Source organism: Acidovorax sp. GW835-FHT14G06 (genome assembly GCF_058793595.1).
This window is the reverse complement of sequence record NZ_JBXAGA010000010.1, coordinates 190,639-204,539: the sequence shown is the minus strand read 5'-3', so window position 1 is coordinate 204,539 and position 13,901 is coordinate 190,639. Positions and strand designations below refer to the sequence as shown.

Annotated in this window: 11 protein-coding genes; 4 read left to right on the top strand and 7 right to left on the bottom strand. The window is 64.6% G+C overall.

Annotation, left to right across the window (positions count from 1 at the left end; genetic code table 11):
- The 3 genes from AC1Q64_RS18830 to AC1Q64_RS18820 all read right to left on the bottom strand — a co-directional run.
- Positions 1–2,108: PAS domain-containing protein (locus tag AC1Q64_RS18830; protein WP_492252392.1), on the bottom strand; the 2,108-nt coding region annotated here is incomplete at its 3' end.
- A 209-nt stretch (positions 2,109–2,317) separates the two neighbouring features.
- Positions 2,318–5,236 carry an aconitate hydratase gene (locus AC1Q64_RS18825; protein ID WP_492252391.1) on the bottom strand — a complete coding sequence of 973 codons (2,919 nt, stop codon included), beginning with the start codon at positions 5,234–5,236 and terminating at the stop codon, positions 2,318–2,320.
- A gap of 198 nt (positions 5,237–5,434) precedes the next feature.
- The gene (locus tag AC1Q64_RS18820; RefSeq protein ID WP_492252390.1) at positions 5,435–5,842 is read right to left on the bottom strand and encodes a hypothetical protein; all 408 of its coding nucleotides are present in this window, start codon (positions 5,840–5,842) and stop codon (positions 5,435–5,437) included.
- 110 nt (positions 5,843–5,952) lie between these two features.
- Between AC1Q64_RS18820 and AC1Q64_RS18815 the strand changes: the two genes are divergently transcribed.
- Positions 5,953–6,828 (top strand): helix-turn-helix domain-containing protein, encoded by an 876-nt coding sequence (locus AC1Q64_RS18815; protein ID WP_492252389.1) that lies wholly within the window; start codon positions 5,953–5,955, stop codon positions 6,826–6,828.
- 251 nt (positions 6,829–7,079) lie between these two features.
- On the opposite strand, the gene AC1Q64_RS18810 is transcribed toward AC1Q64_RS18815, so the two are convergent.
- Positions 7,080–7,382: an H-NS histone family protein gene (locus AC1Q64_RS18810; protein WP_260668268.1), complete on the bottom strand. Its 303-nt coding sequence runs from the start codon at positions 7,380–7,382 to the stop codon at positions 7,080–7,082.
- A gap of 158 nt (positions 7,383–7,540) precedes the next feature.
- Positions 7,541–8,836 carry a hemolysin family protein gene (locus AC1Q64_RS18805; RefSeq protein ID WP_492252388.1) on the bottom strand — a complete coding sequence of 432 codons (1,296 nt, stop codon included), beginning with the start codon at positions 8,834–8,836 and terminating at the stop codon, positions 7,541–7,543.
- Positions 8,837–8,871: 35 nt separating this feature from the next.
- Here AC1Q64_RS18805 and AC1Q64_RS18800 point away from each other — a divergent pair, with 35 nt between their 5' ends.
- Positions 8,872–9,714: a symmetrical bis(5'-nucleosyl)-tetraphosphatase gene (locus tag AC1Q64_RS18800; protein ID WP_492252387.1), complete on the top strand. Its 843-nt coding sequence runs from the start codon at positions 8,872–8,874 to the stop codon at positions 9,712–9,714.
- 16 nt (positions 9,715–9,730) lie between these two features.
- Here the strand turns inward: AC1Q64_RS18800 and AC1Q64_RS18795 are convergent, their stop codons facing one another.
- Together AC1Q64_RS18795 and AC1Q64_RS18790 are read right to left on the bottom strand one after the other, a co-directional pair.
- Complete coding sequence (locus tag AC1Q64_RS18795; protein WP_492252386.1) at positions 9,731–10,777, bottom strand: FAD:protein FMN transferase; 1,047 nt, start codon at positions 10,775–10,777, stop codon at positions 9,731–9,733.
- 11 nt (positions 10,778–10,788) lie between these two features.
- Positions 10,789–11,199 carry a c-type cytochrome gene (locus AC1Q64_RS18790; RefSeq protein WP_291437091.1) on the bottom strand — a complete coding sequence of 137 codons (411 nt, stop codon included), beginning with the start codon at positions 11,197–11,199 and terminating at the stop codon, positions 10,789–10,791.
- Between the two features lie 239 nt (positions 11,200–11,438).
- On the opposite strand from AC1Q64_RS18790, the gene AC1Q64_RS18785 reads away from it, so the two are divergent.
- Positions 11,439–11,801, top strand: coding sequence for a hypothetical protein (locus AC1Q64_RS18785; RefSeq protein ID WP_492252385.1), 363 nt, complete (start codon positions 11,439–11,441; stop codon positions 11,799–11,801).
- Positions 11,802–11,822: 21 nt separating this feature from the next.
- Positions 11,823–13,748, top strand: a complete 1,926-nt coding sequence (gene nosZ / locus AC1Q64_RS18780; RefSeq protein WP_492252384.1) for a TAT-dependent nitrous-oxide reductase — start codon at positions 11,823–11,825, stop codon at positions 13,746–13,748.
- Positions 13,749–13,901: the final 153 nt, after the last annotated feature.

Sequence of the window (13,901 nt, the reverse complement as noted above, 5' to 3'; positions counted from 1 at the left end):
TTATCCAGGTCGATGAACAGCAGGGCTCCGAGGTTCTTGGTGCGCTGGCAGGCGGCGATGGAGCGTTGCAGGCGGTCCAGCAGCAGGCGGCGGTTGGGAAGGCCCGTGAGCGCGTCGTAGAACGCCAGGCGTTCGATCTCTTGTTCAGCGCGTTTGCGGTCTGTGATGTCGCGGCACACGCCCAGGATGCCCGTCACGCGGCCATGCAGATCGCGGATGGGCGTCTTGATGGTCTCGAACTGGCCCTGGTAGCCATCTTCGGCGAAGGTGAGCGTCTCCTCATATACCAGCGGCTGCCAGGCCTGCATGGCGCGCTGGTCATACTTGCGAAAGCGCTCTGCGTCGGCAGGCGCGACCAGGTCAAAGTCGCTGCAGCCCACGATCTGGTTCTCCGGACGGCCGGCAAAACGCTCGAACACCGGGTTGACCGACAGGTACACCCCGTTGGTGTCTTTCATGAACACCATGTCCGGCATGGCATTGACCACGCTGGCCAGATGCGCCTTCTGCTGGGCGAGTTCCTGTTCGATGCGCTTGAGGGCGGTCAAATCGTAGGCGAACAGCACCACGGCAGCCACCCCCTGCTCCGTCACGCTTTCGGGCGCAATGGTGGTGTGGCGAAACTGGGTGCCGTCGGGGCCGTCAATGCGGTTTTCAAACACGGCTGTCTCGCCCGCAAAGGCTTTTTCAAGATGCGGGTGGATGCGCGCGAACACTTCGGGCGGGATCACATCCTGCAGCCGCTGCCCTTCCAGCGCCTGGGGCGTGGTGTACAGCCAGCGGGCCTGCTGTTCATTGACGTATAGCACGCGCAAGTCCCGATCAATCCGCGACACACCACCCGGCACATGGCGCAGCGTGTTGGCCATGAGCGCCTGCTGGGCGTGCGCTGCCTCCTCGGCCTGGTGGTGGGCGGTGATGTCGGTCTGCACGCCGTCCCACAACACCCGGCCATCCTGCAGCCGGCGTGGCGACGAACTCAGGTGCATCCAGCGCACCTGGCCGTCGGTGCGGCGCAGCCGAAACACGGCCTCCAGGCTGGTCATGGACAGGTAGGACTGGCGCTCTGCCTGGCGCAGGCGATCTATGTCTTCCGGGAGGATCTGCCGGTACACCGCACGCGGGTCCTGCAGCACGTCTTCGGCCCGCACCCCATTGAGCCGCTCGATGGCGTCGCCCATATGCACAAAATGCACCCGGCCATCCAGCTCGCGCACGACCTGGAACAACACGCTGTGCGGCAAGTTGCGACCCAGCAATGACAGACGCCCCTCGCTCTCGCGCAAGCGGCTCTCTGCTTCCTGGATGCGCGCAAACGGGCGACGGATGCCCGCATCGAACACCGCTTGATAGAGCAGCGCGTAAGCCACCACCCGAAAGCCATGGGACAGCACTCCGCCCAGCGTCGAATGTCCGCCCAACGCGCCCACGGTGACCTCGCCACACACAAAAGCTCCGGCAGCCCAGGCAAACAGGCGCTCCCGCGGGGCCTGTTCGCGGCGGCTGCTGCGGTGCAGCAACACCCCACTGGCGGCCAGTGCCAGGGCAAGCCCCACAGCCACCACCTGGCGCAAGGCACCGTCTGCGGCATGGGCAAACCACTGGGGCAGCGGCCCCAGCGCCGACCCTGCCAGCACCAGCGTGACGCCCCCCGCCGCTGCCAGCCAGGCGCGGGCCGGGCCGGGGGCCGACAAGCGCGTGGCGGTGAGCCCCAAGGTCAGAGCCTCGGCCACACGCGCCCAGCTGCTCAGCCACAACGACATGTCGGCACTGCCCGGGGGCATGTGCACGGGGCCGGAGTGCACCAGCACCCCATGCAGAAAATTGCAAGCAGCCGCCACGCCAAAGCCCACCACCAGCACGTTGGCACGTGCCTGCTCCTGCGCCTCCAGGGCGTGCAGGGACACCGACACCACTAGCAGACCGAGCAGCACCGCCACCAGCTCCAGCAGCGGCTCCAGCCCATGCTGTGCACCAGCCCCGTCGCCCAGCATCTGCGCCAGTGGTACCACAACCAGCGCCAGCACTGCCACTACCAGCACCACAGTGATGGCGGGCGCATCCGACCAGGGCATGCGCGCTGACGGAGAACTGTTGGAAGGGGGCATGGACAAAGGGGTGAAAGGCAGTGCCGGCGAAATGGCCGTACAACGTCACAAGTGTATCTACGCGTAAGGAAATAACCAGAGCGCTCGCACCATGAAAAACGGGGCCGAAGCCCCGTCCACGACAGCCCGGGACTGCGCTGCGCCCCGGCGTTGCGCGCACGCATCAGCGCAGCGCGCGATGCGGCACGGGAGCAAGGTGCAGCGGGCCCTCACCCCTCCAGCAGCTGGCGCAGCACAAAAGGCAGGATGCCCCCGGCCTGGTAGTAGTCCACCTCGATGGGGGTGTCGATGCGCAGGGTCACCACCACCTCCTGGCGTGTGCCGTCGGCACGGTGGATGACCAGCCGCGCGTCGCTCTGTGGCGTGAGTGCGGCATCAGGCACCACGTCAATCACCTCATTGCCCGTCAGGCCCAGCGTTTCCCACGAATCGCCCGCCTTGAACTGCAGCGGCAGCACGCCCATGCCCACGAGGTTGGAGCGGTGAATGCGCTCAAAGCTGCGTGCCACCACCGCCTTGATGCCGAGCAGCTGCGTGCCCTTGGCAGCCCAGTCGCGGCTGGAGCCGGTGCCGTACTCTTCGCCCGCAAAAATCACGGTGGGCGTGCCCTGCGCCATGTACTGCATGGCAGCGTCAAAGATGAACATCTTCTCGCCCTGCAGCGCACCGTCGTTCTGGAACACCGTGACGCCACCCTCTTCGCGCGAGCCATCGGCAGTGGGCGGGATCATCAGGTTCTTGATGCGCACGTTGGCAAAGGTGCCGCGCATCATCACATCGTGGTTGCCCCGGCGGGCGCCGTAGCTGTTGAAGTCTGCCTTTTGCACGCCGTGCTGCAGCAGCCACTGGCCTGCAGGCGAACTCTCCTTGATGGAGCCTGCGGGCGAGATATGGTCGGTGGTGATGGAGTCGCCAAACAGCGCCATGATGCGGGCTCCATGTACTGCCGACGCCAACGCCGCGCCCTTGTCGAGCGCAAACTGGGCAAAAAACGGCGGCTCGGCAATGTAGGTGCTGGCGGGCCAGGTGTAGGCGGTGCCGCTCACGCCCTTGATCTTCTCCCACAGCTTGCCGGGGTCGGTGGCGACCTTGGCGTAGTTTTCGCGGAAGGCCTTGCCGTTCATGGCGAACTTGAGCAAGGCGTGGACTTCTTCACTGGTGGGCCAGATGTCGCCCAGGTAGATGTCTTTGCCACCCTTGCCCTTGCCCACAGGTTCGGTCATCAGGTCCTTGAGCACCGTGCCCGCGATGGCATACGCCACCACCAGCGGCGGGCTGGCCAAAAAGTTGGCCTTGAGGTTGGGATGGATGCGCGCCTCGAAGTTGCGGTTGCCCGAGAGCACGGCCGCGCAGACCAGGTCGTTGCTGGTGATGACCTCGTTCAGCTCGGGCGTGAGGTCGCCCGCATTGCCGATGCAGGTGGTGCAGCCGTAGCCCGCCAGCGCAAAGCCCAGTTTTTCCAGGTAGGGCAGCAGCCCGGTCTGCGTGAGGTATTCGGTGACGATGCGCGAACCGGGCGCCAGCGAGGTCTTGATATGCGGCTGGACCTTGAGGCCCGCCTCCACCGCCTTCTTGGCCAAGAGGCCTGCAGCCAGCAGCACACTGGGGTTGCTGGTGTTGGTGCAGCTGGTGATGGCGGCAATCAGCACATCGCCATTGCCCACGGTGGGATCGGCCCCCTTGGCGGGCAGCTTGGCTGCGCGGGCCTCATCGTGTGCAGTGGCCAGCGCGGGTTTGTTGGCCTCCATTTCCACCACCGAGCGCGGAGCACCCGCCGGGGTGGGCTTGCCGTCTGGCGTAGCCTCTTCGGCCGCAGCTTCGCCATGACGGTGGATATGGTGGCGCGTGTGCAGCAGCTCGGCCGGGCGGTTGAAGCCGTTTTGGGCATTGGGCTTGCTGAACAGGTCGGCAAACTGGCTGCTGACCTTGCCCAACTCAATGCGGTCTTGCGGACGCTTGGGGCCCGCCAGGCTCGGCGTGACGCTGCCGAGGTCGAGCTTCACCACCTGCGAATAGTCCACCTCACCCGCCAGCGGCACGCCAAACAGGCCCTGGGCCTTGAAGTAGGCCTCGAACGCTTCGATCTCGGTCTTGGTGCGGCCCGTACCTTTGAAATAGTCAATCGTCTTTTCATCGACCGGGAAGAAACCCATGGTCGCGCCGTACTCGGGCGCCATGTTGCCGATGGTGGCGCGGTCGGGCAGTGCCAGCGTGCGCGTGCCTTCACCAAAAAACTCCACGAACTTGCCCACCACCTTGTGCTGGCGCAGCAGCTCGGTCACGGTGAGCACCAGATCGGTGGCCGTCACGCCTTCGCGCAGCTGGCCCGTCAGCTCAAAGCCCACCACATCGGGCGTGAGGAAGTACACGGGCTGGCCCAGCATGGCGGCCTCGGCCTCGATGCCGCCCACGCCCCAGCCCACCACGCCAATACCGTTGATCATGGTGGTGTGGCTGTCGGTGCCCACCAGGGTGTCGGGGTAGTACACGCCGTCTTTGCGCTTGTGCACACCGCGCGCCAGGTATTCGAGGTTGACCTGGTGCACGATGCCAAAGCCCGGCGGCACCACGCCAAAGGTGTCAAAGGCCTGCATGCCCCACTTCATGAACTCGTAGCGCTCGCGGTTGCGCTGGAACTCCAGCTTCATGTTCAGGTCGAGCGAATTCTTCTTGCCGTAGTGGTCGACCATGATGGAGTGGTCCACCACGAGGTCTACCGGCACCAGCGGCTCGATCTTCTTGGGGTTCTTGCCCAGCTTGGCAGCGACGCTGCGCATGGCGGCGAGGTCGGCCAGCAACGGCACACCAGTGAAATCCTGCAGCACCACGCGCGAGACGACGAACGGAATCTCGTCCTTGCGTTCTGCCTGGGGCTGCCAGTGCGCCAGCTGCTGCACATGCTCAGCCGTCACCTTGCGCCCATCGCAGTTGCGCAGCACCGATTCGAGCACGATGCGGATCGACACGGGCAGGCGCTGGATCTGCGGAAACTGCTTGGCCAGCGCGGGCAGGGAGTAGAACTTGCCCTCCTTGCCCGACGCCGTTTTGAAGCCCTTGAGCGTGTTGGCAAAGGCGTGGCGTACGGGCTTGGACGACGGTTTGGCTAGCGGCTTGGACGATGAGGCCATGGCGAACTCCTAGAAAAGGCAACAGCGTCTATTCTGGCAGTCCCCCATGACGGCGCAATCGTTGGGGGTATGCCGCTGTGCCCCGCCGCCCTGGCGCAGAGGCTCATACGACGCTCTTTTCACCAATTTTGCGGAAAAAACCGCCCAAGCGCTACATCCTTATGCCTCAATAGCTATCAAATATATAGCACAGAAGAACTAAGCGGCAGCCCATGCAGGCAGGCGGCGCACACCCATCCACTGCAGCTCAGCAATGAGCGCCACCGAGACCACGTGCACCACCAGGTACGCCTGGCCCAGCAACGTGGGTGCCACGGCGTTACCGAGCAGCAGCACCAGGCTGGCCAACGCCCATCCAAAGTTGGCAGCGATCAGCGCCCACAGCCCTCCGCGCGGCATGGTGCGCGCGCGGGCAATGCGGGTGGCGAGTGCAGCGTAGCCCAGCAGCAAAACGCCCGACACCAGCAGCAGTTCGGGCGGCAGCCCCAGCCATTCCGCCAGCGACGCCGTCAGCAGCAGATGCAAGGCGCCCAACAGCAGCCCGGTGGACGCATCGAACCAGACCACGGCACGCAAAAGGGAGGGGGAAGACAACAGGTTCAACATGGCAAGCTCCTTGGGGGTTGAAGAAGGCTGCATCGTTGCCGCTGCGGCGCATGGCGTCGATGACGTGGCAGGTAATGGTCTGCGGCCTGGTTGGGCCTAGGATGCGAGGCATGACGTCCGCACCCTCCACCCCTTCTCGCCGCACCCCGCGTCATCCGCTGCCGCACCGCACTGCAGCAGCGGGGCCCGCCAGTTTTGGTGACCACCTGCGCACCTGGCGCCAGCAGCGGCACCTGAGCCAGCTGGAGCTGGCCGACGAGGCAGACATCTCCACGCGGCACGTGAGCTTCATGGAAACCGGCCGCACCAACCCCAGCCGCGACATGGTGCTGCGCCTGTGTGAGCGCCTGGCCATCCCACTGCGCGAACGCAACGCGCTGCTGGTGGCGGCAGGCTACGCCCCGATGTACCGAGAACGCGCGCTGGACGACCCGGCACTGACCGCAGCGCGCCAGGCCGTGGAGCTGGTGCTCAAGGGCCACGAGCCCTGCCCCGCCATCGCGCTCGACCGCTGCTGGAACGTGGTGGCCTCCAACCGCGCAGCGCAGGCCTTGCTGGCCGCGCACGTGAGCCCTGAACTGCTCGTGTCCCCCATCAACGTGTTCCGCCTGAGCCTGCACCCGCAGGGGCTGGCGTCACGCATCGCCAATCTGGCGCAATGGCGCCACCATCTCTTCGAGCGCCTGCGCCAGCAGATTCATGCCACGGCCGACCCGGCATTGCTGGCCCTGCAGGCCGAACTGCAGGAATACCCCGCGCCCGATGAATCCACACCACTCGTCATGGAGGGAGAAATGCTGGGTGTGGTGATGCCGTTTTGTTTCGATAGCGTGCACGGCATGCTTTCGCTCATCAGCACCACGACGATATTCGGCACTCCGGTGGATGTGACGCTGCAGGAGCTGGCGGTGGAATCGTTTTTCCCGGCCGATGCATTTACTGCCCAGGTACTGCGAGAGATGGCACAGCAATATGCTGCAGATTGATCGGCCGAGGTGGGTCGAACGACAACACGCTGACGGTGTTTTGGGGGGTCATAGCCGACTGCTGGCTTGGACTGCGTGTTTTGCGATATCCGCCCGGTGAACGCAGGTTGCAGATTTCTTGCTGCCAGCGCGCTCTGAGAAATCTCAGGATACTGGATGGGGCACAGCAGCCCTGCTGCCGAATGCCAGACCACCCCAAAAAAATAGCCCGCAACTGCAGGCTATTTTTTGAGCATAGTGAATGCCGGTTCTCAGATAGCGAACTTTTCGCGGTTTTCGTTCTGAATCCACTTGGGAGCCTTGCCACGGCCGGTCCATGTCTGGCCGGTAGCCGGGTCACGGTATTTGGGGGCCACTTTGGTGCCTGCGGTAGAGCTGCGGCCGGTTTTCCCTGCGGCCTTGCCCGCGGGGAAAACGTCTTGGGCGGTCAGACCATATTCGGCCACCAGAGCGCGCACTTGGGCTACAGCATCCGACAATTCTCGGCGACGGGCTTCGCTGATTTGTTGCTCAAGCGCTTCACGCTGCTTCAAAAGTTCTTTGTAGCTGGTCATGGTGTCTGAATAAGAAAATGGGGTTGGTGACCACGCGATTATATGGATAACCGCCCTCAGCAAACGTCGGGATAAAAATTTTGCATTAAGAAACCACAAAATGCTGCCAGGCATATTCACTCCCGAGCCAGCCACTGGTCCAGGGAGCCATAACGGCTTCAGAGGATGCTGTCGGGTTGTGCCAATACCCTGTCAATGCGTTTGCCCTCCAGGGCCAGCACCTCGAATATCCAGCCGACGCACACAATCTGTTCGCCTACGGCAGGTAAATGCCCGGTTTCTGCCATCAAAAACCCTGCCAGGGTGTTATAGCGCCCACGGTCTTCCTCGGGCAGATCCCGAATATCCAGACGCGCCTTGAGTTCGGACACAGGCATCAGCCCATCCAGCAGCCACGCGCCATCACCACGCGGTGTGGCCCAGGCGTCGGCGGCAGCGCCAGGCTGCAATTCACCGGTAATGGCTTCGAGCAGATCGTGCGGGGTCATGATGCCCTGCACCACACCATATTCGTCCACCACAAACACCATGCGCCCCGAACGCGCGCGAAACTGCTCGAGCAGCTCCATGCCGCTCAAGGTCTCGGGCAAAAAGGCTGCGGGCTTCACGTACTGCTCCAGCGTGCCGGGCGCATCGGGTCCCAGCTCCAGCAAACGGGCCACGCTCACAATGCCCACCACCTCGTCCAGAGAGTTGCGACACACGGGGTACCACGAATGCGCGGCATGCTCGCCGCCACGGCCTGCCTGCTGCAAGCCCTGCGACACCGACCACCCCGCATCGAGCCAGCCCACATCACTGCGCGGCACCATCAGCGAGGTCAGCGGCCGGTCGTCCAGGCGAAAGACGTTTTGCACCATCTGGTGCTCATGGTGCTCGATCACACCGGCCTCGCGCCCTTCTTCGAGGCTGGCGACGATTTCTTCTTCCGTGACAGAGCGCCCCGCTGTGTTGTCCACCCGCATCAGGCGCAGCACCCCTTGGGTCGAGAGCGACAACAGGCGCACAAAAGGCTTGGCCACCCGGGCCACCCAGGCCATGGGCCGCGCCACCAGGCGGGACACCGCCTCCGGATAGAGCTGGCCGATGCGTTTGGGCACCAGCTCGCCAAACACGATGGTGACGAAGGTGATGACGGTCACCACCAGAGCGGTGGCGGTGATGCTGGCGGCCCGCACGGGCATGCCCAGCTGCTGCAGCCACAGCCCCAGGTCGTCGCTGAATGCAGCCTCACCGAGGATTCCATTGAGCATGCCGATGGAGGTGATGCCCACTTGCACCGAGGACAAAAACTGCGTGGGGTTCTCGAGCAGCGCAAGAGCGGCCTGAGCGCCCTTGTCACCCGCTTCGGCCATGGCGGTCAAACGCGACCTGCGGCTTGACGCCAGCGCCAGTTCGGACATCGCGAACACGCCGTTGAGCAGGGTCAGCAGCGCGATCAGCAGAAAATCCATGCTTCACTCAATCAGGTTCACAACCGAAGACCATCATGGCACTTTACTGTATCGGCGACATCCAGGGCTGCGACGCCGCGCTGGGCCGCCTGCTGGACACCATCGGCTTTTCTGCCAGCCGTGACACGGTGTACCTGCTGGGGGACCTTGTCAACCGGGGGCCTGACTCTGCCGCTGTGCTGCGCCGCTGCATGCAACATGGCGATGCCATCCGCTGCCTGCTGGGCAACCATGACCTGCACTTGCTGGCCGCCGCACACGGTGCGCGCAAGCCATCGCGCCGCGATACCCTGGCGTCCGTGCTGTATGCCCCAGACCGCAGCGCCTTGCTCGACTGGCTGCGCCACCAGCCACTGGCGCGGACCCATGAGCATGCCGGCCAGACCCTGCTGATGGTGCATGCGGGCGTGGTACCCGCCTGGACTGCAGCAGACACCCTGGAACGCGCGCAGGAGGTCCACGCCGTGCTGCGCAGCCCGGATCTGCCCACCTTCTTGCACAGCATGTACGGCAACACGCCGGACCACTGGAACGATGCCCTCACAGGCTCCGACCGGCTGCGTGTGATCGTGAACGCACTGACGCGTATGCGCTTTTGCTCCTCCGAGGGTGTGATGGATTTTGAAAGCACTGAGAGCGCCAGCGCAGCCCCTGAAGGCCTGATGCCATGGTTTGACGCGCCAGAACGGCGCACCGCCGGCACGCTGATGGCTTTTGGCCACTGGTCCACGCTGGGCTGGCTCAACCGCAGCGACCTTCTGGGCCTGGACACCGGCTGCGTGTGGGGCGGCTGCCTGAGCGCCGTGCGTTTTGGCGCGACGCTGGCCGAACGCGAGCTGCTGCAGGTGCACTGCGAGCAAGCCCAGGCCCCTGGCTGAACAAACCGCAACAGGCTCAGGACGGCACAGGTTCCAGCAGGGCCGACATGGCGGTGGACTGCCAGACACCACCGTCCTGCCCGGCGATCAGCACGGCCAGCCCCGGCATGCGCTGCGCCAGTGCCCTGCCCGCCTGCGGGCCCTGCACCATCAGCGCCGCGCCCAGTCCGTTGACGGCTGCCACGTCGCGCGCCACCAGGCTCACGCCATGTACGCCCGATGCCGGGCGCCCTGTGCGCGGATTGAGCACATGGTGCTGGCGCTGGCCTTGGTGGAAGAAGAAGCGCTCATAGTCGCCCGACGAGGCCACCACACCGGCGCCCGCCACGGCCACCACACCCAGCAGGCGCTCGGGGGAACGCGGGTCGCGCAGCCCCACACGCCAGGGCCTGCCTTGCCACAGCCCGTGGGTCAGCACGTCACCACCACCGTTGATCATGGCGTTCTCAACCCCTTCGGAGCGCAGCATGTTCATGCCAGCTTCCAGGATCGGTAGCTTGGCGATGCCGCCCAGGTCCAGCGCCATGCCCTGGCGGGCCAGGAAGGCAGTGCCAGCGGCCACGTCCAGCACCAGGCTGCGCGCATCCACCAGGGGCAGTTGCCGCGCGATTTCGCTGGCGCCGGGAACCACCTTGTCGCCGGGACCAAAGTTCCAGGACTTGAAAGCCCCCACCGTCACGTCAAAGGCACCACGGCTCACCGCCGACACACGCTGGGCGCTCTGCAGCACCGCCATGACTTCGGGCGGAACCGCCACAGGCACGATGCCCGCCGCCAGGTTGATGCGACTGACCACGCTGCGGGGTTGGTAGCGGCTCATGAGCGCCTCCAGCCTCTGCATCTCTGCATAGGCCCGGTCCATGGCGCGGCGCAGCTGCGGGCCATCAACGCCCTCCACCGCCATATCCACCTGCGTGCCCATCAGGGGACGCGAGCTGCGCTCAGACATCACCCGTGCGGCCGCAGACGCGCCACCACCCCAGACCGCACCACCCAACAAGGGCAGCGCCATCACCATGCGACGGCGCGACAGACCCTGAGGGGGCAGAGAAGCTTGCTGCATGGTGCCTCCGCTCAGAGCGACTTGTCGGCCATGTAATCCACGGCGGCCTTGACCTCGGCGTCGGTCAGATTGGCAGAGCCCCCCTTGGCGGGCATCATGCCCTTGGCCCCGGTAAAGCCCTCGATCGCGTGCTTGTACAGCGTGTCCTTGCCCTGGGCAATGCGCGGACCCCAGTCGGCCTTGTCGCCCGGCTTGGGGGCACCGGCCACGCCAGCGGCATGGCACATGGCGCAGGTCTTGCCAAACACACTTTTTCCCAGTTCGTTCTCTGCGGCAGCCGGTGCGGCGGGGGCCGCTGCGGGCGCTGGGGCTGTGACAGCCGCAGGTGCAGCAGCTGGCGTGGGTTCCGACTTCTTGTCGCCACAACCGGCCAGCAGTGCGGCCAAGATCGCTACGGCGACCATCACGGTTTTCTTTTGCATCGCATACATCCTGTTCTTGGGGGTTAACAAATATCTGAGAGGGCCTGTGGCTGCGCGAGAAACGCGACGAAATGCGTCCAGGACGTGGCCGGAAAAACCCCTGCGGGCATTACACGAGCACCGCCTCAGACCGGTGCATTGACTGTATGTGCAAGAGGCACTTTTGGGCAGATGCCGGCCCCTCCAAAGCATGATCCAGATCAAATTGATTCATATTACGTGAATCTATTATCCATGCCATGCAAAACCATCACACCCTGCGAAGACTGCGCCTTTGGGTGCTGGCGTGGTTTGTGATGGCGCTGGGTGTAGCGGTGGCTTCGCCGCTGGTAGCGCCACGGGGCATGGAGCTGGTCTGTTCTGGCTCTGGTAGCGGTGGTGTCCGGCTGGTGGTGAAGACCACCGAAGGCCTGGTGGCGGCAGATGCGATCGGCCTCGATTGCCCTTTGTGCCTGGCGGCCGACACGCCACCCACCACCCCACTCGCAGCAACCACCACTGCCGCAGCCCCCACCTTCCAGCCCCGCTTTCACACACCACTTTCCGCACGCACAGAGGTGGCGCTCAGCCCTCCTGCACGCGCACCACCCCTTTTCAACTGAGCGATCCCAAAGAGGAAAACCATGACCGAGAGAAAAGACAGTCCCCTTCCCGCTGCTGGCCTGGGCCGACGCAGTTTCATCAACACAGCCGCCCTGGTCGGGTTGACCGCAGGCGTAGCCGCCTGCAACGATAAGCCCAGCGCTGCAACGCCCGCGGCACCCGCCCCGGCAGCGCCTGCGGCCAGCCATGCCGCCGCTGGCGCCAACGTGCACCTCAAGCCCGGCGAGCTGGACACCTACTACGGTCTCTGGAGCGGCGGCCACACGGGCGACATGCGCGTGCTGGGCCTGCCCTCCGGCCGCGAAATCACACGCATCCCCTGCTTCGTGCCTGACGCCCTGGTGGGCTGGGGCATCACCAATGAATCCAAGGCCGTGATGGGCACCAAGGCCGATGGTCACCTCGAATACACGGTGGCCGACACCCACCACACCCACGCCTCGTACAAGGATGGCAACTACGACGGCCGCTACGCCTGGATCAACGACAAGATCAACAGCCGCATCGCGCGCATCCGCCTCGATTACTTCGTGTGCGACAAGATCACCAAGCTGCCGAACGTGCAGGGCTTTCACGGCATCTTCCCGGACAAGGCAGACCCGGTGGACCCCGCCATCAACTACACCACGCGCGTGTTCTGCGGCGGTGAGTTCGCCATTCCCCTGCCCAACACAGGCACTGAAGACTCCAGCAAATACCGCTCCATGTTCAGCTGCGTGGACGCGGAAACCATGGAAGTGCGCTGGCAAGTGCTGATCGACGGCAACTGCGACCTGGTCGCCACGTCGTACGACGGCAAGCTGGCCGCCACCAACCAGTACAACACCGAGATGGGCGCGAAGTACGAGGACATGATGTCCGCCGAGCGCGACGCATGCCTGTTCTTCAACGTGGGCCGCATCGAGGCCGCCGTGAAGGCTGGCAAGTTCAAGACCATCGGCACCAGCAAGGTGCCTGTGGTGGACGGCACGCACGAAGCCAACAAGGACCCCAAGACGGCGCTCACGGCGTACGTCTCCGTGCCCAAGAACCCCCACGGCGTGAACGCCAGCCCCGATGGCAAGTACTTCATCTGCGCCGGCAAGCTCTCGCCCACCGGCACCGTGATCGAGCTGGCCAAGGTGCTCGACTACTTTGACGGCAAGCTCGAAAAGCTGGACTCCGCCATCGTGGCCGAAGTGGAGCTGGGCCTGGGCCCCCTGCACACCGCGTTCGACGGCCGTGGCAATGCCTACACCACCCTGTTCCTGGACAGCCAGGTCGTGAAGTGGAACGTGGAAGCCGCCATCAAGTTCCACGCGGGCGACAAGACCGCCAAGTACGTGGTGGACCGCCTCGATGTGCAATACCAGCCCGGCCACTTGAACGCGTCGCAGTCCGAAACCAAGGCCGCCGACGGCAAGATCCTGGCCGTGGGTTGCAAGTTCTCCAAGGACCGCTTCCTGCCCGTGGGCCCGCTGCACCCCGAGAACGAACAGCTCATCGACATCTCGGGCGAGAAGATGGTGCTGCTGGCCGACCACCCCGTGCGTGGCGAGCCCCATGACTTCATCATCTTCAAGCGCGACCTGGTGCGCCCCAAGCAGGTCTACACGCTCGACGAGTTCCCGCTGGCCGTCAAGGACCCCAAGGAGTCCGGCGTGTTCCGCAATGGCAAGAAGGTCACCGTGAAGATGACCTCGCAAGCCCCGGCCTTTAGCCTGCGCGAGTTCAAGCTCAAGAAGGGTGACGAGGTCACGCTGATCCTGACCAACCTGGACAAGATCGAAGACTTGACCCACGGCTTTGCGATCCCGAACTACAACGTGAACTTCATCGTGAACCCGCTGGAGACCAAGTCGGTGAGCTTCGTGGCCGACAAGCCCGGTGTGTTCTGGTGCTACTGCACGCACTTCTGCCATGCGCTGCATCTGGAAATGCGCACTCGGATGATCGTGGAGGGTTAACCAGGGCGATCCCCCTGAGGCGCTGCGCGCCTTCCCCCTTCTCTCGAATCGCTGCGCGATTCGGGAAGGGGGACGATGCACTCGCTGCGGGGCGGCCCTTGCTCTGCATCCCTGGTCTGGGGCGCGCCAGTTGTGACAACTGCGCCCCAATTT